At 63.7% G+C, this 21,149-nt stretch carries 20 protein-coding genes; 12 read left to right on the forward strand and 8 right to left on the reverse strand.

Annotated features, from left to right (window positions below):
- Positions 1-198: 198 nt before the first annotated feature.
- The 5 genes from KW832_RS07300 to KW832_RS07320 all read right to left on the reverse strand — a co-directional run bounded on the left by KW832_RS07300 (position 199) and on the right by KW832_RS07320 (position 4,635).
- Positions 199-897: a response regulator gene (locus tag KW832_RS07300; RefSeq protein WP_121419604.1), complete on the reverse strand. Its 699-nt coding sequence runs from the start codon at positions 895-897 to the stop codon at positions 199-201.
- Positions 894-2,477, reverse strand: a complete 1,584-nt coding sequence (locus KW832_RS07305; RefSeq protein ID WP_218299396.1) for an ATP-binding protein — start codon at positions 2,475-2,477, stop codon at positions 894-896. Before KW832_RS07305 ends, KW832_RS07300 begins: the two co-directional genes overlap by 4 nt.
- Positions 2,478-2,497: 20 nt before the next feature.
- Positions 2,498-2,800 (reverse strand): hypothetical protein, encoded by a 303-nt coding sequence (locus tag KW832_RS07310; protein ID WP_255577562.1) that lies wholly within the window; start codon positions 2,798-2,800, stop codon positions 2,498-2,500.
- 164 nt (positions 2,801-2,964) lie between these two features.
- Positions 2,965-3,825 carry an intradiol ring-cleavage dioxygenase gene (locus KW832_RS07315; RefSeq protein WP_218299397.1) on the reverse strand — a complete coding sequence of 287 codons (861 nt, stop codon included), beginning with the start codon at positions 3,823-3,825 and terminating at the stop codon, positions 2,965-2,967.
- A 201-nt stretch (positions 3,826-4,026) separates the two neighbouring features.
- Positions 4,027-4,635, reverse strand: coding sequence for a TIGR00645 family protein (locus tag KW832_RS07320; RefSeq protein ID WP_055400484.1), 609 nt, complete (start codon positions 4,633-4,635; stop codon positions 4,027-4,029).
- A gap of 187 nt (positions 4,636-4,822) precedes the next feature.
- Between KW832_RS07320 and acs the strand changes: the two genes are divergently transcribed.
- Positions 4,823-6,817: an acetate--CoA ligase gene (gene acs / locus KW832_RS07325; protein ID WP_218299398.1), complete on the forward strand. Its 1,995-nt coding sequence runs from the start codon at positions 4,823-4,825 to the stop codon at positions 6,815-6,817.
- Between the two features lie 433 nt (positions 6,818-7,250).
- Positions 7,251-7,733, forward strand: coding sequence for a hypothetical protein (locus KW832_RS07330; protein ID WP_055400488.1), 483 nt, complete (start codon positions 7,251-7,253; stop codon positions 7,731-7,733).
- 156 nt (positions 7,734-7,889) lie between these two features.
- Here KW832_RS07330 and KW832_RS07335 read toward each other — a convergent pair whose 3' ends face one another.
- Positions 7,890-8,195: a c-type cytochrome gene (locus KW832_RS07335; RefSeq protein ID WP_055400490.1), complete on the reverse strand. Its 306-nt coding sequence runs from the start codon at positions 8,193-8,195 to the stop codon at positions 7,890-7,892.
- A 113-nt stretch (positions 8,196-8,308) separates the two neighbouring features.
- Between KW832_RS07335 and KW832_RS07340 the strand changes: the two genes are divergently transcribed.
- The 6 genes from KW832_RS07340 to KW832_RS07365 are packed head-to-tail and all read left to right on the forward strand — an operon-like array spanning position 8,309 to position 13,687.
- On the forward strand, positions 8,309-8,551 hold the full coding sequence (locus KW832_RS07340; protein ID WP_055400492.1) for a TIGR04438 family Trp-rich protein: 243 nt from the start codon (positions 8,309-8,311) through the stop codon (positions 8,549-8,551).
- A gap of 48 nt (positions 8,552-8,599) precedes the next feature.
- Positions 8,600-9,676: a GDP-mannose 4,6-dehydratase gene (gene gmd / locus KW832_RS07345; protein WP_218299399.1), complete on the forward strand. Its 1,077-nt coding sequence runs from the start codon at positions 8,600-8,602 to the stop codon at positions 9,674-9,676.
- 49 nt (positions 9,677-9,725) lie between these two features.
- Positions 9,726-10,847, forward strand: a complete 1,122-nt coding sequence (locus tag KW832_RS07350) for a glycosyltransferase family 1 protein (protein ID WP_218299400.1) — start codon at positions 9,726-9,728, stop codon at positions 10,845-10,847.
- Between the two features lie 37 nt (positions 10,848-10,884).
- Positions 10,885-11,688, forward strand: a complete 804-nt coding sequence (locus KW832_RS07355) for an ABC transporter permease (protein ID WP_218299401.1) — start codon at positions 10,885-10,887, stop codon at positions 11,686-11,688.
- A gap of 26 nt (positions 11,689-11,714) precedes the next feature.
- Positions 11,715-12,479, forward strand: coding sequence for an ABC transporter ATP-binding protein (locus KW832_RS07360; protein ID WP_218299402.1), 765 nt, complete (start codon positions 11,715-11,717; stop codon positions 12,477-12,479).
- Entirely contained in the window at positions 12,476-13,687 is a 1,212-nt protein-coding gene (locus KW832_RS07365) for a hypothetical protein (protein ID WP_218299403.1), read from the forward strand. The genes KW832_RS07360 and KW832_RS07365 overlap by 4 nt, the downstream gene beginning before the upstream one ends.
- Positions 13,688-13,790: 103 nt before the next feature.
- Here the strand turns inward: KW832_RS07365 and ilvD are convergent, their stop codons facing one another.
- The gene (gene ilvD, locus KW832_RS07370) at positions 13,791-15,497 is read right to left on the reverse strand and encodes a dihydroxy-acid dehydratase (protein ID WP_121419613.1); all 1,707 of its coding nucleotides are present in this window, start codon (positions 15,495-15,497) and stop codon (positions 13,791-13,793) included.
- 121 nt (positions 15,498-15,618) lie between these two features.
- Here ilvD and KW832_RS07375 point away from each other — a divergent pair, with 121 nt between their 5' ends.
- Entirely contained in the window at positions 15,619-16,545 is a 927-nt protein-coding gene (locus tag KW832_RS07375; RefSeq protein WP_218299404.1) for a LysR family transcriptional regulator, read from the forward strand.
- Between the two features lie 24 nt (positions 16,546-16,569).
- A complete protein-coding gene (lgt, locus tag KW832_RS07380; protein ID WP_218299405.1) occupies positions 16,570-17,397 on the forward strand; it encodes a prolipoprotein diacylglyceryl transferase in 828 nt (275 codons plus the stop codon).
- A gap of 106 nt (positions 17,398-17,503) precedes the next feature.
- On the opposite strand, the gene KW832_RS07385 is transcribed toward lgt, so the two are convergent.
- Positions 17,504-18,343 (reverse strand): alpha/beta hydrolase, encoded by an 840-nt coding sequence (locus KW832_RS07385; protein WP_218299406.1) that lies wholly within the window; start codon positions 18,341-18,343, stop codon positions 17,504-17,506.
- Between the two features lie 518 nt (positions 18,344-18,861).
- On the opposite strand from KW832_RS07385, the gene KW832_RS07390 reads away from it, so the two are divergent.
- A complete protein-coding gene (locus KW832_RS07390; RefSeq protein ID WP_121508748.1) occupies positions 18,862-19,530 on the forward strand; it encodes a GntR family transcriptional regulator in 669 nt (222 codons plus the stop codon).
- Positions 19,527-21,050, forward strand: a complete 1,524-nt coding sequence (locus tag KW832_RS07395; protein ID WP_255577563.1) for a malonyl-CoA decarboxylase — start codon at positions 19,527-19,529, stop codon at positions 21,048-21,050. The genes KW832_RS07390 and KW832_RS07395 overlap by 4 nt, the downstream gene beginning before the upstream one ends.
- Positions 21,051-21,149: the final 99 nt, after the last annotated feature.

A 21,149-nucleotide genomic window follows, 5' to 3' on the forward strand; every position in this document is an offset into this window, starting at 1 on the left:
AAAGTGGCCAGGGTGTGGCCCCGATCACACCCGTGCCCGGGCGGAGGTGGTGTAGGTGCGCTGCGTGCGTTGGGGTGAGACAGGGGCGGAATAGGCGGCCCGCCACACCACTATCTCGTGGTTAAAAATGGCCCCTGCGCATATTGGATAAGCGTCAATAGCTATTAAAAATGTAGCAATCTGCCCATCGGGCCAGGCTCACTCGGCCGCCGTCGGGTCCAGCGCAAAACCCACGCCGTACACCGAACGAATCCAGTCGCTGCCGTCTGCGCTGGCGGCCTTGAGTTTTTTGCGCAGATTCTTGATATGGCTGTCGATCGCGCGCTCGTTCACATCGAGGGTGTCTTCATAGGCCTGGTCCAGAAGCTGCGCGCGCGAGAAGATGCGCCCCTGCTGGCGTGCCAGCACTTGCAGCAGGCGGAACTCGCGCCGCGTCAGGCCCAGCGGCGTGCCGTGCAACGTGGCTTGCCAGTGCGATTCGTCCAGCATCAGCGCTGCCACCGTAGTGGTGGCTGCCGGTAGCTCCTGCGCGGCGGCGGTGCGGCGCAGCACGGCCTTGACGCGGGCCACCACCTCGCGCGGCGAAAACGGCTTGCAGATGTAGTCGTCCGCGCCCAGCTCCAGGCCGATGAGGCGGTCTACCTCTTCCACGCGGGCGGTCAGCATGATGATGGGGTGCTGGGTGTGGCGGCGCGCCTGGCGCAGGATTTCAAGCCCATCCAGGCCGGGCAGCATGATGTCCAGCAGCGTGAGGTCCGGCGGCGCGGCCAGCATGCTGGCGAGCGCCGCGCGGCCCTCGGCCTGGTGTTCCACGGTGTAGCCCGCGTGGCGCAGGTAGTCCACCACGATGGCGGCGATGTCGGGTTCGTCTTCGATGACGAGGATGCGGTGGCTCATGAGGGGTTGTCCAGCAGTGGCAGTTGCAGCGTGATGCGCAGGCCGCCCAGGGGTGAGGTGTCGGCCGTCAGCGTGCCGCCGTGCGCGAGCACGATGGCGTGGCAAATCGCCAGGCCCAGGCCGGAGCCGCCATGGTCGCGGTTGCGCGAGGTTTCTGCGCGGTACAGGCGGTCAAAGATGCGTGGCAGCTCGTGCGCGGGCACGCCGGGCGCGCTGTCGTCCAGCTGCACCTGCAGTTGGGCGGCTCCATCGGCCGGTGGCAACAGGCGTGCCGAGAGGCGCAGCAGGCCGCCCGCGTCGGTGTAACGCAGGCTGTTTTCCAGCAAGTTCAAGAACACCTGGTGCAGTTGCTGCGCATCGCCCCGCACCAGGGGTGCAGGCTGCGCCGGAACCTGCGTGGTCAGGGCGTCCAGGCCGGTGGTGTCCACGTCGATGCCCGCCTGCGCCAAGCGCGGGCGCATGGATGCGAGCGCCTCGTTCAGCAGCGACAGCGGGTGCACGGGCACCTGGGCCGATGGCGCGCTGGTGCCCGCCGCGTCCAGGCTGGCGCGCAGGTCGCCCACCAGCTGGATCAGGCGCATCACCTGCCGGTGCAGGCGCAGCGCGGTCTTGTCGTCAAACGGGCGGATGCCGTCCTGCACGGCCTCGATTTCGGCGCGCATGGCGGCCAGGGGGGTGCGCAGCTCGTGGGCTACGTCGCCCAGCCACTGGCGGCGGCTGGCCTCGATGCTGCTCAGTTGTTCGGCCATGGTGTTGAAGGTGCGTGCCAGCTGGGCCAGTTCGTCGTTGCCGTGCACGGGCACGCGGGTGTGCAGGTGGCCCTGCGCAATGCCGCGCGCGCCGGTGGCCAGGGCCTCGACGGGGGCCAGCCAGCGCCGTGCAAGCCAGCCCGACAGCAGCAGTGCCAGTGCCAGCCCGGCCAGGCCTGTCCATGCCACAAAGCCCAGGTGTTGCGCCAGAAAGGCCTGGTCGGCTTCGCTGCGCACACCCTGTGGAGGTGCCAGCACCAGCTGGCCGATGGTCTTGCCGTCGGCTCCGGTCAGTGCCAGGCGCGCGCCACCCGGCTGGGGCGCCGTGCCAGCCACCAGGTGTTGCTGTGCGTCCACCAGACCCAGGCGGGGGAACAGGTCGTCGGGGTGACGTTGTGGGCCACCCGCGCCGCGCTCGCCCTGGGGCGGGGCGCCATCGGGGGGTGGTGGTGGGGGCTGCTGCATGCTGCGGTCCGCTGCCGGGTTGCCGTTCGCCAGTTCGGGGGGCATGCCGGGCGAACCGCTTCGGTCGGTGGGCGGGGTGCCTTCTGCGCCTTGGGTGTTTGATCGGCGCAGGCCGCTGCCAGGGTGGCTGAGCTGGCCCCAGAGGCGGGGCTGGTTGCGCAGGGTCTCCCAACCGCCCGTCTGCGTGTGGTGGGCCTGCAGGCGCTCGGCCAGCCAGTCCATGCGGGCCAGTTCGATCTCTGCCACGTACGGCCCCAGGCCTCGCTGCAAGCCCAGTCGCGAAAAGCCTGCAAAGATCAGCAACAAGGCCACCAGAAGGGCGGCCAGGGCGATGAAGGCTTTGCGGTGCAGGGTCAGGTGGGGCATCGATGGGGCAGCAGGAGTCGTCAGCGGGCAGGGGGCGGGCCGCCTGCACCGCCGGGGCCGCCAGGCCCGCCAGCGGGCATGGCCACCAGGGTGCCACCCATTGTGCGGCATGTGCCTGCGAGCGATTTGCCGTCGGGCATGGTCAGCGTCACGCTGGCGCCTTCGGTCTTGCCCTTGCAGGCGGCATAGGCTTCGGGCGGCGGAGCGGGCGGCTCTTGCCGGGCCTGCGATTGCGCCAGCACAGGGGCGGCCGATGTTGCTGCCAGTACGGTCGCGAGGGTCATGCGGGCCAGCAAGTGGAGGCGAAGAGAGTGCAAAGTCATGGTTTTTTCCGTAGGTGTAGTGAAGAAATGCGTTCAATGAGTGGATTCGCCGCCAGAAACCGGCGCGGCCCAGGCCAGTGCACCCGTAGAGCCGGCTTTGGCGGGCCACCGGGTGCGTCCCCCTCCGGGGGATGGCGCCGAAGGCGACTCAAGGGGGCTTTCAGTCAAGCCGCAATCGAGATCGTGATGCTGGCCGAGTACCCGCCGCCGCTGTTGGCCTGCATCGTGGTCATCTCCAGCGTGGTGCCATCGCTGAAGACGTTGTCGGTGGCAAAGGTGATGGAAGCCAGGTTGCGCACGCTGGCGCTGTAGCCGGAATTGGCGCTGTAGATGCTGCTGAGCAGCTCGGTGGGGAAGGCCAGCTGCGTGGTCTTGACCTTGTTGCGCGCATTGTTGGCCGATGCGAGTGTGGGGTAGATCTCCAGGTGCATGTGCGGCATGCGGCCCGCATAACAGCCGGGCACGACGGTGGTGAAGGTCACGGTGCCGCTGGCATCCGTGGCCTGCACGCCGCGCAGGTAGTTGTCGGCAATGTTGTTCGAGCTGTAGACCGAGTAGTTGCCGTCCTGCGTGCAGTGCCACAGGTAGATCGCGTAGCCTGATAGCGCTGCGCAGCTGGCGCTGGTATTCGTCAGCGTGATGGTGATCGTCAGCGGCACCCCACTGACCTGCGTGGACGAGCCGATGGAGCTGCGGATGTCCGAGCGCACGATGCCGCTGAGCGCCAGCACGTTGTAGGTGTTGTTGCTGGCCGTGGAGCCATCGGCGGGGTAGGGGCCTGCGGTTTCTTCGGGGACAACCGAGCAGGTGGTTGTGGTGCCTGTACCCGTGCCTGTCCCCGTTCCGGTGCCTGTACCTGTGGTGTCGGTCGTGTCCGTGGTTTCGGTGTCTCCGCCCCCGCAGCCGAACAGGGTGGCCATGCCCAGGGAACCCAGGGCGTTCAGGGCAAAACGGCGGTTGGTGGGTGCCTGCGTGGCGGTGGCGAGGGGTGCGACGATGGCTTGGGCGGCGGTGCTGCGGTCCATGGATTTCTCCTGCAAGTGGGTATGGCCTGCACTGTGCCGCCCGATTGGGGAGAAATTTGGGAGTAGATGTCGATCTAATTTGCTACATTTTTTGTAGCTATAAATTAATGCCAGTTAAGCGATGGAACTATTTTCACTCAAGAAAAAGCAAAGAGGCCGCAATGGGCAGCCTCTTTCGGGTGCAGAGGGGGGAGGGCGCCGTCAGTGGCGCGCGGGCGGTGTGGAATGCGCCATCAGGCGGTCTGTCAGGGCAATGGCCAACGCGCTGAGGAGGAACACCACATGGATGATGGTCTGCCACATCAGCACCTTGATGTCGTAGTTGGCGGCGTTGATGAAGGTCTTGAGCAGGTGAATCGAGCTGATGCCGATGATGGCGGTGGCCAGCTTGACCTTGAGTACCGAGGCGTTCACATGGCTCAGCCACTCGGGCTGGTCGGGGTGGTCTTCCAGGTGCAGGCGCGAGACGAAGGTTTCATAGCCCCCCACGATCACCATGATCAGCAGGTTCGAGATCATCACCACGTCGATCAGCGCCAGCACCACCAGCATGATGATGGTTTCGTTGAGCGAGGTCACCTCGAAGTCGCTCTTGTAGCCAATGCTGGAGACTAGGCTCTTGAGCGCGGTGGTGTTGCCAAAAGCGGCCTCGATCAGATGCACCAGCTCCACCCAGAAGTGGAAAACGTACACCGCCTGGGCCAGGATCAGGCCCAGGTACAGGGGCAGCTGCAGCCACCGGCTGGCAAAAATCAGCGAGGGCAGGGGACGCATGGGCGCCGGGGGGACGGGTTTTTTGGGGAGGGACATGAAATGAAGGGTGGATCTTGGGTCGCGCGATTTTAGGGGTGCCGCGTGACACCCCTCATCCGCAAGCGCTCTTCCGCCTGGTTGCAGGTGGCCTATTCTGTAAGCTTCGTGCCAGTCAGTGGCTTGTAAGTGCCACGGCCGACAGTACCGCCCAATTCCAATTCCATCAGACCCAGGAGACAACACCATGAGTGCGCCCACATCCGCCATCGAGTCCGTATTGGTTGAGAACCGCGTGTTCCCTCCCTCCGATGCGATCGTCAAAGCCGCCCGCGTGTCAGGCATGGCGGGCTACGATGCGCTGTGTGCCGAAGCCGACAAGGACTTCGAAGGCTTCTGGGCGCGCCTGGCGCGCGAGAACGTGCAGTGGTCCAAGCCGTTCACGCGCACGCTGGATGAATCCAACGCACCGTTTTACCAGTGGTTTGCCGACGGCGAACTCAATGCCTCGGCCAACTGCCTGGACCGCCACATCGGCACGCCCACCGAGAACAAGACCGCCATCCTCTTTGAGGCCGACGATGGCGCGGTCACCAAGATCACCTACAAAGAGTTGCTGGCCCGTGTGAGCCAGTTTGCCAACGCCCTGAAGGCCCATGGCGTGAGCAAGGGCGACCGGGTGCTGATCTATATGCCGATGACCATCGAAGGTGTGGTGGCGATGCAGGCCTGTGCCCGCATTGGCGCCACGCACAGCGTGGTGTTTGGCGGCTTCAGCGCCAAGGCGGTGCACGAGCGCATCATTGACGCGGGTGCCGTGGCCGTGATCACCGCCAATTACCAGATGCGGGGCGGCAAAGAGCTGCCGCTCAAGGCCATCATCGACGAAGCCCTGGCCATGGGCGGCTGCGACACCCTCCGCAATGTGTTTGTCTACCAGCGTACGGCCACGGCCTGCAACATGGTGGCCGGGCGCGACAAGACCTTTGCCGAAGCACTGGCAGGGCAAAGCACCGAATGCGCGCCGGTGGCTGTGGGTGCCGAGCATCCGCTGTTCATCCTCTACACCAGCGGCTCTACCGGCAAGCCCAAAGGCGTGCAGCACAGCACCGGCGGCTACCTGCTGTGGGCCAAGATGACCATGGACTGGACGTTCGATCTGCGCGCCGACGATGTGTTCTGGTGCACGGCCGACATCGGCTGGATCACGGGCCACACCTACGTCGCCTATGGCCCGCTGGCTGCAGGCGCCACGCAGATCATCTTTGAAGGCATTCCCACCTTCCCGAATGCCGGCCGCTTCTGGCAGATGATCGAGCGCCACAAGTGCACCATCTTCTACACAGCACCTACGGCCATCCGTTCGCTCATCAAGGCTGCGGAAGCTGACGAGGCGGTACACCCTGCACGCTCGGACCTGTCGAGCCTGCGTATCCTGGGCAGCGTGGGCGAGCCCATCAACCCCGAAGCCTGGATGTGGTACCACAAGAACGTGGGCGGCGAGCGTTGCCCCATCGTGGACACTTTCTGGCAGACCGAAACGGGCGGCCATGTCATCACGCCGCTGCCTGGCGCCACGCCGCTGGTGCCCGGCAGCTGCACGCTGCCCCTGCCCGGCATTACCGCTGCCATCGTGGACGAAATGGGCAACGATGTGCCCAACGGCTCGGGTGGCATCCTCGTCATCAAGCGCCCCTGGCCCAGCATGATCCGCACCATCTGGAACGACCCCGAGCGTTTCAAGAAGAGCTACTTCCCCGAAGAACTCAAGGGCTACTATCTGGCGGGGGATGGGGCGGTGCGCAGCGCCGATCGGGGCTACTTCCGCATCACTGGCCGCATCGATGACGTGCTGAACGTCTCGGGCCACCGCATGGGCACGATGGAGATCGAATCGGCCCTGGTGTCCAAGACCGACCTCGTCGCCGAGGCCGCTGTGGTGGGCCGCCCCGACGATGTGACCGGTGAAGCCATCTGCGCCTTCGTGGTGCTCAAGCGTTCCCGCCCCACGGGCGAAGAAGCCAAGCAGATTGCCAACGAACTGCGCAACTGGGTCGCCAAGGAAATCGGCCCTATCGCCAAGCCCAAGGACATCCGCTTTGGCGATAACCTGCCCAAGACCCGCAGCGGCAAGATCATGCGCCGGTTGCTGCGCAGCATCGCGAAGGGCGAGGCCATCACGCAGGACACCAGCACGTTGGAAAACCCCGCAATCCTGGATCAGCTGGCTCAGACCAACTGATCCAGAAGGCGCCGTGTAACGGCGCCAGCGCGCAGCGCTTGCGGGGTTTGGGGACACTCACGTCGCGTAGCGATGTGATGGGGCCACACAATCCCGTCGCTGGTCCTCCGCACTTGTGAGGCGCTCTCGGGCTCCTCTGCACGAATCGGCGCGCCGTGTGCATCTGCGGTCTCGGGCGGTCTGCGGCGTTGCAAAACCTCGCAATAGCTGCGGCTATTGCTGCGTTTTGCGCCTTGCAGTCCATCCCGATCCGCAGCGCACGCTTTCCGCTCGATTCGTGCAGAGAATCCCTAGGGCTCCGCGCCTCCCTAGTTCTCTTTGTAGGACACCGCCTGAAATCTCCCGCCTGCGGTCGGTGACGGCCCGTGCATGCGTTACAACGGCGCATGGCGCTTGCGGATCTTCGCCTGGGCGCTGCCTACAGGAGGTTTTCATGCATCTGCGTTCCATCGTTCTTTGGGTGACGGTTTTGGCCATTGCTGCACTCGCCGCCCTCAATTGGCCCGCTCTGGCCGCACCGTCCCTGGTATCGCTCGGCATTGTGGTCTTTGAGGCTCCGCTGGGGCTCATCATGCTGGGCCTTACGGGCTTGCTGGGCATCTTTTTTATCGTCTATGTCTTGTCGCTCCAGGGTTCGGTATTGATGGAGACGCGACGTCATACCAAGGAAATGCAGGTCCAGCGCGAACTGGCGGACAAGGCGGAAGCCTCGCGTTTTACGGAGTTGCGGGCTTTTCTGGATGCTCAGCACCAGCAGGCGCACGCCACTGTGTTGGCGCGGCTGGATGAACTGGAAGCGCACCTGGCAGCGCGTGCCACTGAGTCCGACAATTCCACCGCAGCGTATGTGGGGCAGCTTGAGCACCAGCTGCGAACGCGCGGGCTGGAGGCGGTGCCGGTCGTTTCTCGGGTGTGATCAGAGGGGCTCGCAGTTTTTCGTTGCTGTGTCCTGCAATTTGCCCGCGCCCTGAAAAGCAAAACAGGTTCTAGAAACTATAAAGGCCGCGTCACAGTGCGTGGCGCGGCCTTTCACCAAGGGGCTATGCCGCCCCCGGGGTGAGTTTGAGGCGATTTACTTCTGCGTCAGCACCCACGCAGCCAGCTTCTTGGCTTCTGCATCGTTGACCTGTGCGTTGGCAGGCATCGGAACTGGACCCCACACTCCCGCGCCGCCCTTGACGATCTTGGCGGCCAGCTTGTCCACAGCATCTTTCTGACCGGAGTATTTAGCAGCCACATCCTTGTACGAAGGGCCCACCAGCTTTTTGTCCACAGCGTGGCAAGCCATGCAGTTCTTCGAGGTTGCCAAGGCCAGATCGGCCATGGCGGGTGCCGCAACCGACAGCGTCATGGCAAGGGTGATCAGGGTACGCTTCATGGTGGGAATTCCTGTGGTTGAGTTACAGTTCTTTAATGGAATTGTAGTGGCTTGGGTTGACAGGGATTTGTCCGGGGTCAACCGGGCGGTTTCGGCCTTTTCTGGAGATCGCGATGTACCTGCTGGGTCTTTCACTGTTGCTTCTGGCATTGAAGTATTTCGAGGTTGGACCCGTGGCCGCCTGGTCCTGGTGGTGGGTGCTGGCGCCTTTTGGTGCCACGGCCTTATGGTGGGCCTGGGCTGATTCCACGGGATATACGAAACGTAAAGCCATGGAAAAGATGGAGCAACGCAAGCAGGATCGGATCAACAAGAACAAGGAAGCCCTGGGCATGCGCCCGCGCAAGCCTCGTTGACTCCAAGACTCTGCAGCCGCCGGTCTTCGCTCCGATCCTCGGGCGGGTATGGCAAGGTTGTGTTACAGAAAAGAGCCCATCATCGCTGCACGTGGCAAGACGGCCATCATTACGGGTGTCACCGGGCAGGATGGCGCCTATCTGGCAGCGTTTCTGCTGAACAAGGGTTACCAGGTCATAGGCACCCATCGACGCACCAGCAGTGTGAATACCTGGCGCCTTCACGAACTGGGCGTGGTGGGCCATCCCCATTTGCTGCTGGTTGATTTTGATCTGACGGACCCCGGCTCTGCCATTGCACTTCTGCAAAAATTCCGTCCGGACGAGTTGTACAACCTGGCGGCACAGAGCTTTGTGGGAGCGAGTTTTGACGCTCCGACCACTACGGCGCTGGTCAATGGCCAAGGTGCATTGAATCTGCTGGAAGCTGTCCGGCTGGTGGACCCCCACATACGCTACTACCAGGCCAGTTCCTCAGAGATGTTCGGTGGGGTGGGTCAAACGCCGCAGTGCGAGTCCACCCCCTTTTGTCCGCGCAGCCCTTATGCGGTGTCCAAGCTGTTTGCCCACTGGATGACCATCAACTACCGGGAAGCTTATGGCATGTATGCCGTCAGCGGCATTCTGTTCAACCATGAAAGCCCCCTTCGGGGAAGTGAATTTGTGACACGCAAGATATCGAATGCGGTGGCCCGCATGGCCCATGGCGAAAGGGGGGTGCTCGAATTGGGCAACCTGGATGCGCGTCGCGACTGGGGTTTTGCGGCCGAGTACGTCGAAGGCATGTGGCAGATGATGCAGGCAGACAGGCCTGGTACCTACGTGCTGGCAACCGGCCGCCAGCAGACCGTGCGCGACTTTGTGCGTATGGCGTTCTCGGTTACTGGCATATCCCTGGAGTTTGCGGGTGCCGCTGCTTCGGAAGTGGCCGTGGATGTGGGGACGGGGCGCGTTGTGGCGAGCGTGGATCCCAGTTTCTTTCGCCCTGCAGAGGTGGATATCCTGGTGGGCGACGCCTCCCGGGCCCGGGCCGAACTGGGTTGGGAGGCGCGCACCTCCGTAGAGCAGATCTGTCGAATGATGGTGGAAGCAGACTTGCGGCGCACTTATCCCGGGGCCCGATGATGGTGAACCACTACTGTGCGCCCTGCTGGCTGCTGTGTGAGGTGGCCCGATGAGGGTAGCTTTTGGCGTCAGCGTGCTGGCACGTACTGTCCAGCAGGGTGGTGTGGATGGCATTGGTACCTACACCCGGGAGCTGATGGCTGCCATGCCGCCGTCAGCGCAACTGCAGCCGTATCTGTTCGATGCTCCGGCGAGCCTCTGGCAGGGCGCGACACCTGCGATGTCCTTTGGACCTTTTGCGCGGCAGGCCCTGGCCGCCACGCTGCCGGGGGTGGACTTTGGCAGGGTGCGCCGCGCGCTCTGCTCGGGGATTGATGTCATCCATGCCACCGACCATCTGGTCCCGCGCTTGCGTGGAACGCCGGTGGTGGCGACGATTTTTGATGCGATCCCGCTCTCTCACCCCGAGTGGGTCCGATACCGGTTCAAGGGCCTGAAAAACGAATTGTGGCGGCGTACTGCGTTCTGGGCGCAGCAGGTCATCACGATTTCCAATTACTCCCGCCAGGAGATCGCTACGCACTTCCGCCTGCCCGAAGAGCGGATCACTGCCATTCCTCTGGGTGTAGGTCCGCAGTGGTTTGCTCCGGTCGATGAGTCCGTGGAAAAAGCCGTGCGGGATCGGCATGCATTGCCAGACCGCTATTTTGTGAGCGTCGGTACCCTGCAGCCGCGCAAGAACATCAGCCGCCTGCTTTTGGCACACGCCAGCCTGCCCGAGCCTCTGCAGCGGGAGTTTCCGTTGGTGGTGGTCGGCAAACCGGGCTGGGGGTGCGAAGACGTTGTCGCCCAATTCACCGGGGGCGCGCTCAAACATGTCCGCTGGCTGCAGCACTTGCCGGATGCTGATCTTCAGGTGGTTATCAAGCGTGCGACGGCCTTGGTGTTCCCGTCGCTCCACGAGGGATTCGGACTGCCGGTTCTGGAAGCCTTTGCGGCGGGGGTGCCGGTGGTGGCGTCCAACACGACCTCCATCCCGGAGGTTGCGGGGGATGCGGCCTTGCTGATTGATCCTCTGCGCATCGACGAACTTGCGGATGCGATGCGCCGAGTTGCCGAGAACTCAGAACTGGCGGGCCAACTGGTTGCGCGCGGGCGTGATCGCGTGCGCGCTTTCACCTGGCAAGCGTGCGCAGAAAAAACCCTGCGCGTCTACGAGTCGATGGCTTGATATTGCTGTGATGGCTCATTCAACCGCCAATCCCCCCGTGTCTGCGCGTCAGAGGCAAGTTCAATTGTTGGGGTTTGACATCTGGAGCGCCATGGTGGCGTGGCGCTTCTGGTGTTTTATGGGCTGGAACGATGTCGCCAAGCAGTATCGGCGGACCTTTCTGGGGCCTGTCTGGATCACGCTGCACACGGCCATTTTCATCGTTGCTTTTGGCTTGATCGGCGCCCAACTGTTCAAGTACCCGGCCGAGTGGTACCTGCCGTATTTTTGTGCTGGGCATGTGCTGTTCGGGTATTTCAGCGCGCTGATCAACGAGGGCTGCTTGACCTATATCGGCTCGGACGCGTTTTTGAAGCAGACGCCTTACCCCAAGATGGCGTTTGTGTTCCGCACCGTGTTTCGATGCTCCATCCTGATGCTGCACAGCGCTGTTATTGTGTTGGCCGTCTTGTGGTGGGCGGGGCGGCTGGGGGCTGTGCAGTGGGGGGCGCTGCTTGGCGCCACCGCCCTGACTTTGCTGGCTGCCAGTTTTGTGGTTGCCATTCTGGGGGGGCTTGCGGCCCGATTTCGTGACGTGACGGTGGCCCTGGGCAGCCTGATGCAGGTCAGTTTTTTTGTGACCCCCGTGCTTTGGGTGCCTGACCAGCTGACCGAACGTGCACAGTGGGTGGTGCGCCTGAATCCATTGGCGCTTTTCCTGGACCTGACGCGCAGCCCCTTGATGGGAGAGGTCCCCGCCCTGCAGACCTGGGGTGCCGCAGTGGGGGTGGTCTTGCTGTTGGGTTTGATTTTCTTTTGGCAGTACGTCGCGATTCGGCGGCGGATTGTGTACTGGCTGTAGGCGCCGCCACCCTTCGGTATCCCAAGATGGCCCATATCCAGTTGTCCAACGTATCCATCGACTTTCCCGTGTTCACTACGCGGTCACGGGGCCTGCTCAATACGGTGCTGGGGCTTCCTATGCGTGACAAGGCCCGTGTGGAGGCCAGCGGTTTGCGGCAGGTCAGCGTGCATGCGTTGCGTGATGTGAGCCTGTTGCTGCGTCAGGGGGATCGGGTTGGCCTGATTGGTTCGAACGGCGCTGGCAAAACCACGCTGCTGCGAGTGCTCTCGGGCGTCTATGAGCCCATGCAAGGCGAGCTGTCCTTCAGTGGCCGGATTGCAGCGCTCACAGACATCATGCTGGGCATGGATGTCGATGCCACTGGGTACGACAACATCATCATGCGGGGCATCGTGATGGGTCTGACGCGCAAGCAGGCGATGGGCCTCATACCCTCGGTAGAGGCATTCACACAGCTGGGCGAGCATCTTCAGTTGCCGGTCAGGACGTACTCACAGGGCATGCTGCTGCGCCTGGCGTTTGCCGTTTCCACGAGCGTGGTTCCCGATATTCTGCTCATGGACGAGATGATTGGTGCTGGTGATGCGAAGTTTTTCAGCCAGGCCAAGGAGCGCATCAACGGGCTGATCGAGCAGGTCTCCATTCTGGTGCTGGCATCCCATAACGAGGTCATTCTCAAGAGCTTTTGCAACCGAGCGTTGGTCCTTAAAGATGGATGCGTGGTGATGGATGGCAGTGTGGACGATGCCTTGGCGTTTCACAACATCCAGCAAGGAGTTTCGCCATGAGACTGGCATGCATTGGCCCCGCAGAGGTGTTGGACGCCATTTCGTCCATGGGGCGAACCGAAGATGTGAGCTGGTCGCCCGACGGACGTCGTGTGGCGCTTGCTGCCATCACCCTCGACAGGGTGCTGGTCGTGGGGATGGACTGCCAGTTTGAAAACGGGCAGAAGGTGCTCTACCTGACGGATGCCGTGGAGGTCGCGTCCACCAGCCTCCAGCGCCCTCATGGCCTGTGCTGGATCAGCAACAGCATCATCGCGGTCGCGAGCCGGGAGGGCAATGTATCGCTGTTCGACATTCCCCCGGCGGATGGTCTGACCGCGTTGCACACGTTGGAGCCCCTGTCCGTGATCGGCAAGCAGGAGACGGAGCTCCTGAGCACCCCAGGAAGCCTGTGCGCACGGGATCTGGGCGCAGGCTTGCACGAGCTGTGGGTGTGCAACGGCTTTTCCCATTACGTGACCCATCACCTGCTGAACGCTGCTGCCGGTTTTTCCCATCTGGATGCGCAGCTTCTCATGCAGCACGGGCTGGAGGTTCCGGATGGTGTGGCGCTGGACCTCAATGCTGAATGGGTGGCGGTCAGCAACCACGACCGCCACATTGTCGCGCTCTACCGCAACGATGAGTTTCTTGCGCCTGGCAACGCGCCTGCTGCACAACTGCGTGGCGTCAGCTACCCCCATGGGCTGTGTTTCCTGGCGGGCGGGCGCATTCTTCTGGTGGCGGATGCTGGCGCCCCCCATGTGGCCGTGTTTCACCGAGATCCTTCCGGGTGGTGCAGCCTGGCCGAACCGAATGCCGTGTTCCGCGTGCTGGATGACGCTGTGTTTGAGCGGGGGCACCACAACCCGCGCGAGGGTGGCCCCAAGGGCATCGATGTGCATGAGCCCTGGGGCCTGATGGTGACCACCTGTGCAGAGCAGCCTCTGGCCTTTTTCGACATCCTCGACATCGCGGCTGGTGTGGAAGCCTCGGCGCCAGAAGATGCGGTGAACCCAGGCTCGCCCAGTGCCTCACCTGCAGACCGTACACGGGTGACCTTACTTCGGCTGGTGCGGGATGTAGCGGCCCGTGAGGCCGCCGTGACGGCGGCCGTGCGAAAGGACGTGGGATTGATGCGCGCAAGCTGGTCCTGGCGTTTGACCGCACCATTGAGAGCTTTGGCGGGCGGCTGGATCCGGTGGCGGTCGAGGCGGCGCGGGTTTTAAGACGCAAGTCACGCGGGGGCACACAACGCGGATGCCATGGTCTTTGCAGCAAAAAAAAGCCCGCCGGGAGCGGCGGGCTTTTGCTTTTTGAAAGCGCTGGACTTCAATACGCGTCGAGCACCGCACCCTTGCTGGCGCTCGATGCATTGAACGCGAACTTGGCCTGCACCCCGCGCGTGTAACGCGGTGCGGGGGCCGTCCAGGCTGCGCGGCGCTTGGCGATCTCTTCTTCGCTCACGTTCAGCTCCAGCAGCAGTTGGCGTGCGTCGATGGTGATGCTGTCGCCTTCGTTCACGAAGGCGATGGTGCCACCGGCTGCCGCTTCGGGCGCCACGTGGCCGACCACCATGCCCCAGGTGCCGCCCGAGAAGCGGCCGTCGGTGATCAGGCCCACGCTTTCACCCAGGCCAGCACCAATCAGCGCGCCAGTGGGGGCCAGCATTTCGGGCATGCCGGGGCCGCCCTTGGGGCCCAAATAGCGCAGCACCATCACGTCCCCCGCCTTGATCTTGCCGGCCAGGATGGCTTCCAGTGCCGATTGTTCGTCGTCAAACACGCGGGCCGGTCCGGTGATCACGGGGTTCTTCAGGCCCGTGATCTTGGCCACAGCGCCCTCGGGGCTGAGGTTGCCTTTGAGGATGGCCAGGTGGCCTTGGGCGTACATCGGGTTGCTGATGGGGCGGATCACGTCCTGGTCGGCGCGCGGCTCGTCCGGCACATCCTTGAGCACTTCGGCAATCGTCTTGCCTTCGATGGTGATGCAGTCGCCATGCAGCAGGCCTGCGTTCAGCAAGATCTTCATGACCTGCGGGATGCCGCCTGCGCGGTGCAGGTCCACAGCCAGGTATTTGCCGCTGGGCTTGAGGTCGCACAGCACGGGGGTCTTCACGCGCACGCGTTCGAAGTCGTCAATGGTCCATTCCACGCCCGCTGCGTGGGCAATGGCCAGGAAGTGCAGCACCGCGTTGGTGGAGCCACCCGTGGCCATGATGACGGCCACGGCGTTCTCGATGGACTTCTTGGTCACGATGTCGCGCGGCTTCAGGTCCATCTTGATGGCCTCGATCAGCACCTTGGCCGATTCCTTGGCCGAGTTCATCTTTTCGTCGTGCGGGTTGGCCATGGTGGACGAGTAGGGCAGGCTGATGCCCAGGGCCTCGAAGGCGCTGGACATGGTGTTGGCGGTGTACATGCCGCCGCACGAGCCCGTGCCGGGGATGGCGCGCTTTTCGATCTCCTTCAGGTCAAAGTCGCTCATCTTGCCGGCGGCGTTCTCGCCCACGGCCTCGAACACGCTGACGATGTTCAGGTCCTTGCCCTGGTAGTGGCCAGGCAGGATGGTGCCGCCATACACGTAGATGGCGGGCACATTGGCGCGCAGCATGCCCATCAGGCCGCCTGGCATGTTCTTGTCGCAGCCGCCTACGACCAGCACGCCGTCCATCCATTGGCCGCCCACGCAGGTCTCGATGCAGTCGCTGATGACTTCGCGGCTGACCAGGCTGTACTTCATGCCTTCGGTGCCCATGGCCATGCCGTCGCTGATGGTGGGTGTGCCGAACACCTGGGCGTTGCCGCCCGCTTCCTCAATGCCAGCGATGGCCGCATCGGCCAGCTTTTGCAGGCCGCTGTTGCAGGGCGTGATGGTGCTGTGGCCGTTGGCCACGCCCACCATGGGTTTCACGAAGTCGCCTTCCTCGTAGCCCATGGCGTAGTACATGGAGCGGTTGGGTGCGCGCGACTTGCCCTGGGTGATGTTGGCGCTGCGGCGGTTGATGGGCTGGATCGGGATGACTTTGTTGTCTGCCATGGTGTGTTTTCCTTCGTGGAGCGAATCTTGTGGGTGGAGAAACTTTTCGCAGCCGCGAGTATGCGGCGATTGGTGGGCGCCATCCAATCCATTTGTACAGGGCGATTAATATGTACAGCATATGAAAGAGCCATTCATTGATATGCGTTTGTGGCGGCAGTTTGCCGCAGTGGCTGAGGAGCTGCACTTTGGCCGCGCGGCGCAGCGCCTGCACATGACACAACCGCCGCTCACGCAGGCCATCGCCGGGCTGGAGCGCACGCTGGGCCTTCAACTGTTCGACCGCACCAAACGCAGCGTGCAGCTCACTCCGGCCGGGGCTGCCCTGTTGCCGCAGGTGCTGGATTTGCTCGACCGCGCCCAGGCACTCCCTGCACAGGCGCGCGCGGCGGCAGCGGGCGAGGTGGGGCGGCTGCGTCTGGCGTTTGTCTCGACCGTGGGTTTTGGGATGCTGCCGCAGTGGGTGCGAGCCTTCCGGGCCCAGTGGCCCGGGGTGCGGCTTGAATTGATCGAGGCGACGGGCGACGTGCAACTTCAGGCGCTGGAGCGGGGGGAGATTGATGCCGGGCTGCTTTTGCACACGCCCGGCCAGGCGCCACCTGCCCTGCAAAGCCTGTGTGTGGCGCAAGAGCCGCTGGTGCTTGCGCTGCCTGAGCTTCACCCGCTGGCGCGCACGCCCACCGTCCGGTTCTCTGACCTGCTGCGGGAGCCTCTGGTGATTTTCCCCCGCCCGATCCTGCCATCGCTGTACGACGCGATCGTGGCGCTGTACCACGCAGCGGGGCAGGTGCCGCAGGTGGCCCAGGAGGCCATCCAGATGCAGACCATCGTCAACCTGGTGTCGGCCGACCTGGGGTTGGCCTGGGTGCCTGCCAGCGTGCAGCAGTTTCAGCGGCCGGGCGTTGTCTACCGGCAGCTGGGCGGCAAGTCTCCCCTGGCGCCTGTATGCGAAACCAGCCTGGTCTGGGGCGCCACTGTGCCGCCCGCACTGGCCCGGTGGATCGACTTTGTGGCCCATGAGGTGCAGGCCAGCGCCCTGAAAGGGTAGTGCTGCGCGTGCACAATCGCCCCCATGCTGACTTATCCCCACATCGACCCTGTCGCCCTGCAGATCGGCCCGCTGGCCATCCACTGGTACGGCCTGACCTATCTTGCGGCTTTTGGCCTGTTCATGCTGCTGGGCATCCGGCGCCTGCGGCACGAACCGTTTGCCTCCATCACCGGCCCTGGCGCATGGTCGCGCAAGGACGTGGAAGACATCCTGTTCCTGGGGGTGGCGGGTGTGGTGGTGGGGGGGCGCCTGGGGTATTGCCTGTTCTACAAACCTGCGTATTACCTGAGTCACCCCCTGGAAATTTTTGCCGTGTGGCAAGGGGGCATGGCCTTTCACGGTGGCTTGTTGGGCGTGATCGTGGCCATGTTGTGGTTCGCACATTCGCGCAAGCGCCCCTGGCTGCAGGTGGCCGACTTTGTGGCGCCCTGCGTGCCCACGGGTTTGGCCGCAGGGCGGGTGGGAAATTTCATCAACGGCGAACTGTGGGGCCGTTTTGCCAGCCCGGACCTGCCGTGGGGCATGGTGTTTGCACACAGCGGTTCCCTGCAGCCACGCCATCCGTCGCAGGTTTACCAGTTCCTCTTGGAGGGCTTGCTGCTGTTCATCCTGCTGTGGCTGTATGCGCGCAAAGAACGTCGCCAGGGCCAGGTGGCCGCCGCATTCCTGGTGGGTTATGGCACCTTCCGCTTTATTGCCGAATACTTTCGCGAGCCCGATGCGTTCCTCGGCATCCTGTCCTTGGGTATGAGCATGGGCCAGTGGCTGTGCGTGCCGATGATTGCAGCGGGCGTCCTGCTGTGGGTCTGGGCGCAGCGCCAGCCCGTGGTAAGGCAAAAAATCAAGTAAAAATGGCCTCTAGCGCTTGATGGATAAGCGTACGTAGCTATAAAAAATGTAGCATATTGGCCTTTGCGCCCGGTGCCTTGCCAGGGGGGGGGGGGGGCCGCTTGATCTACGGGAAAAACCGCGTCAGCGCCTCTTCGAACGCCGGCACATCGGCGCCCACGTGGGTGGTTTCGTACTCGGCCTTCAGCAAGGTCAGTCCTGGGTTGGTCTGTGCGGCCATCTGTGTGTACAAGGGCGTGACAACAACGGACCCATTGCTGCTGCGGGCGCCAGCGAGGAACAGCGTGGCAGGCAGGGCCTTGCCATCGAGCTGCTTTTCAAACGCTCGGTAGGCGGCGGGGTCCGCGTGTGCCCCGAAGCTGGACTCGGTAGAGAGGTAGTGCGAGAAGCTCAGCGCCCCCGCAGTGCCCTCCAGCACCAGGGCCGCAACAACGAAGTAGCCGCCATGGGAGAGGCCCGAGAGCGCCCTGCGCTTGGGATCGGCGCGGTACTGGCGTTCAATCGCAGGCGCGAGTTCCTTGGTGATGAAGTTCAGGTAGCGCGTGGCGCCGGGCAGCAGAAAGTCCGTGCCGCGCTGGGATGTGCCGCCGATGCCTACCAGGATGGCTTGGGTGCCTCGCCGCTGCATCACCTGCTTGAAGGATTCAAATCGCGAGACTGCCGTACCCCCGGGTCCACCTGCGCCGTAGGGTGCGTCGCCTTCAGTGGCGTAGATGACGGGCAGCATGGTAGTGCCCGTGGCGTACGACTGGGGCAGGAAAACCTGGATGGCGTAGGTAAAGCCGTTTGATTCGGACCGCAGCGTGGAGTTGATGACCTGCCCGCTGGGTTCGACAGGCGGGTCGCTGCTGGACGAACCCCCGCCGCATGCAGACAGCGCCGCAACCAATACCAGCAGCGCTGTGCGCCGCACCATGCTGTCGTTCGAGTGCATTGTTCCTGGCATTCTGGCGCCTCCTTTCGGGCCATTGTAGGGAGAGGTGCGCGAACGGATGTGTCACCGCCAATCGACAGGTCTGAGCGCGGTGAACGTGTCTGGCACGGCGGTTGGCCGAGCCATGTTTTTGGCTGGGATGGGGTGTTTTCAGCGGGTGTGCTGCCATAACGAATAGGCCGGAATGGGCCGTAGGAGGAGTCGCAGAACGGCACGCCGCGTGTGCGCCTGATCCCTTGCCTTTGTCCGCTTGGCCCTGGGGCCGTACCCAAGGCGCGCCAGCGGGCCAAGCGCGCATGCCCTTGCCTTCGCCTACTGGATGTTGCGCAACCGCCGCAAGACACTGTTTTTTGCCCAACGGCACCCGGATTCGGGTATTTGCCTCTTGTCATTTTGCGTAATTATGAGAAATTACAGTCTTCCGCAAGAAAATCATCTATTTACAGGCACTTGGAAGCACGTTGGCGGCAAAAGCTGCAAGTCTGCTGCCCGCCCGCCGTTGAAGATCACTCTGGAGTTTCACCCGCACCATGCGCCCGGTTCCCAACTCACTGCACGACGAAGCCGCGTCGCGCCTGCGCGAGCAAATCTTTGCGGGCGCCTTGCCCCCCGGGAGTTTTCTGGACGAAGCGGCCTTGTGTGAGCGGCTCGCTATTTCGCGCACGCCGCTGCGCGAGGCGCTCAAAGTGCTGGTGGCTGAGGGCTTGCTGCGCCACGAGCCACGCCGGGGATGTTTTGTGGCCGAGATCACCGAACGCGACCTGGATGACCTTTTCCCGGTGATCGCACTGCTTGAAGGCCGCGCAGCGCATGAGGCCACACGCAAGGCGGTGGCGGCAGACATTGCCGCGCTCGACGTGTTGCACCAGCGGCTGCAGCAATTTGCGTCCGAAGGCCTGATCGCCGACTACTACGAAGCCAACTACGCCATCCACGAGGCCTTCATCACACTGGCGGACAACCGCTGGCTGGCCCAGGTGATTGGCGACCTGCGAAAGATCCTGCGCCTGGCCCGGGCGCAAACGCTGCATGTGCCCGGCCGCCTGCAGCAAAGCCTGGCCGAGCACCTGGCAGTGTTCGCCGCGCTCAAGGCGCGCGACTGCGATGCCGCTGAAGAGGCCATGCGCAACCATCTGTTGCGCCAGCGCGATGCGCTGCGCGACGTAGCCCGCAACCAGCAATCGAGGCTCACCCCATGATTAACAGCACCCCCGAATGGATCACCCGCAGTGTGTCGCGCCTGCGCACGGCAGCGCCCGCCGCAGACAAGCCCGCTGACAAAACCGGCGACAAGGCAAGCGAGAAGGCGGCCGACAAACCGGCCCGCGCCGGGCTCGACAAATCGGTGACCGATGTGGTGGCCAAGGTCGCCGTGCCACGTTCCACCAACGAGCGGCTGCAGGCCACGCTGCGGCGCGGGCAGGAGGCTCTGTCGCCCCGCGCGCTGCGCCGCCTGCTGGCCGACCTGCAGGAGGTGGTGGCCCCGCAGGTGAGCGAGATCGAAGGTGGCCGCCGCGCCCAGGCCGTGGCCGAGTGGTATGCCAAGGCCGAGCCCGAAGAGCGCCGCGATATGTGGCTGCTGATGTGCGAGCAGTTCGCCCCCGACGCCACGCGCTTCAAATCGGCCCGCCAACGCTACGAAGCGGCGGCTGGCACGGCCGAAGAAGGCCAGGCCGAGATCAGCCTGCGCCGCGCACTGGTGTCGCCGCGCACGCGGCTGCTGCAGCGTTTTTCTGCGTTCCCTGAAGGCATGCGGTTCTTGCTGGACATGCGTGCCGAGCTGCTGCCCCTGCTCAAGTCCGACAAGCGCCTGTTGGCGCTGGATGCCGAGCTGGAGCACCTGTTCTCGACCTGGTTTGACGTGGCCTTTCTGGAGCTACGCCGCCTGTCGTGGGACTCGCCCGCTTCGCTGATCGAAAAGCTCATCAAGTACGAGGCCGTGCATGACATCCGCAGCTGGGCCGATCTGAAAAACCGGCTCGACAGCGACCGCCGCTGCTACGGCTTCTTTCATCCGCGTTTGCCCAACGAGCCGCTGATCTTTGTGGAGGTGGCGCTGGTGGACAAAATCTCGTCCAGCATCACGCCTTTGCTCGACGAAGCGGCGGCACCCGCTGACATCGGGCGGGCCACCACGGCGATTTTCTATTCGATCAGCAACACCCAGACCGGGCTGCGTGGTGTGAGCTTTGGCGATTCACTCATCAAGCATGTGGTGGAGACCCTCACGGCCGAATTTCCCCGGTTGCGCACCTTTGCCACGTTGTCGCCGATTCCGGGTTTCCGCGCTTGGCTGGGCAAGCATGCCGGTGCGATGCTGGAGCGCCTGGATGACAAGCGCCGCACCGAGCTGGGCCGGGCCGTGGGCTTCGAACCCCCGCAGGCCACCCATCTGCTGGCTGCGCTCGACAAGGCCACCGACCTCGATGCCCGATCGCCCGTGCGCCAGATGCTGATGGAGTGCGCCGCACGCTACCTGGCCCGTGAGCTGCAGGACGGAAAGCCAGTGGACCCGGTGGCCCGCTTCCACCTGGGCAACGGAGCGCGGGTGGAACGCCTGAACTGGGCGGGAGACCCGTCCAGCAAAGGACTGAAACAATCGTACGGGCTGATGGTGAATTACCTGTACGACCTCAAGCGCATCGACAAGCACCGCAGCTTGCTCGCGCAAGGCAAGGTGCCGGTGTCGGGGGACATCGACAGCCTGTGCCGTGACTAACCGCAGGCCCCGGTGCCGCGCAATGCCATCATCGTCACCATCGGCGCAGACAATGGCCGATGGACCCCCTCAGAGGGGAGCCAGCCGATGGTGGCAAGT

This window comes from Acidovorax sp. sif0632, from assembly GCF_019218805.1.
Taxonomy (GTDB): Bacteria; Pseudomonadota; Gammaproteobacteria; order Burkholderiales; family Burkholderiaceae_C; genus Acidovorax; species Acidovorax facilis.

Coding starts and splice junctions, on each gene's coding strand:
- KW832_RS07315 (WP_218299397.1), bottom strand. CDS start 3,825: ATGGACCGCAGCACCGCCGCCCAAGCCATCGTCGCACCCCTCGCCACC.
- KW832_RS07360 (WP_218299402.1), top strand. CDS start 11,715: ATGGCCCATATCCAGTTGTCCAACGTATCCATCGACTTTCCCGTGTTC.
- KW832_RS07310 (WP_255577562.1), bottom strand. CDS start 2,800: ATGACTTTGCACTCTCTTCGCCTCCACTTGCTGGCCCGCATGACCCTC.
- lgt (WP_218299405.1), top strand. CDS start 16,570: ATGCTGACTTATCCCCACATCGACCCTGTCGCCCTGCAGATCGGCCCG.
- KW832_RS07340 (WP_055400492.1), top strand. CDS start 8,309: ATGTACCTGCTGGGTCTTTCACTGTTGCTTCTGGCATTGAAGTATTTC.
- KW832_RS07350 (WP_218299400.1), top strand. CDS start 9,726: ATGAGGGTAGCTTTTGGCGTCAGCGTGCTGGCACGTACTGTCCAGCAG.
- KW832_RS07390 (WP_121508748.1), top strand. CDS start 18,862: ATGCGCCCGGTTCCCAACTCACTGCACGACGAAGCCGCGTCGCGCCTG.
- ilvD (WP_121419613.1), bottom strand. CDS start 15,497: ATGGCAGACAACAAAGTCATCCCGATCCAGCCCATCAACCGCCGCAGC.
- KW832_RS07330 (WP_055400488.1), top strand. CDS start 7,251: ATGCATCTGCGTTCCATCGTTCTTTGGGTGACGGTTTTGGCCATTGCT.
- KW832_RS07305 (WP_218299396.1), bottom strand. CDS start 2,477: ATGCCCCACCTGACCCTGCACCGCAAAGCCTTCATCGCCCTGGCCGCC.
- gmd (WP_218299399.1), top strand. CDS start 8,600: ATGGCAAGGTTGTGTTACAGAAAAGAGCCCATCATCGCTGCACGTGGC.
- KW832_RS07385 (WP_218299406.1), bottom strand. CDS start 18,343: ATGCCAGGAACAATGCACTCGAACGACAGCATGGTGCGGCGCACAGCG.
- KW832_RS07365 (WP_218299403.1), top strand. CDS start 12,476: ATGAGACTGGCATGCATTGGCCCCGCAGAGGTGTTGGACGCCATTTCG.
- KW832_RS07320 (WP_055400484.1), bottom strand. CDS start 4,635: ATGTCCCTCCCCAAAAAACCCGTCCCCCCGGCGCCCATGCGTCCCCTG.
- KW832_RS07335 (WP_055400490.1), bottom strand. CDS start 8,195: ATGAAGCGTACCCTGATCACCCTTGCCATGACGCTGTCGGTTGCGGCA.
- acs (WP_218299398.1), top strand. CDS start 4,823: ATGAGTGCGCCCACATCCGCCATCGAGTCCGTATTGGTTGAGAACCGC.
- KW832_RS07375 (WP_218299404.1), top strand. CDS start 15,619: ATGAAAGAGCCATTCATTGATATGCGTTTGTGGCGGCAGTTTGCCGCA.
- KW832_RS07300 (WP_121419604.1), bottom strand. CDS start 897: ATGAGCCACCGCATCCTCGTCATCGAAGACGAACCCGACATCGCCGCC.
- KW832_RS07395 (WP_255577563.1), top strand. CDS start 19,527: ATGATTAACAGCACCCCCGAATGGATCACCCGCAGTGTGTCGCGCCTG.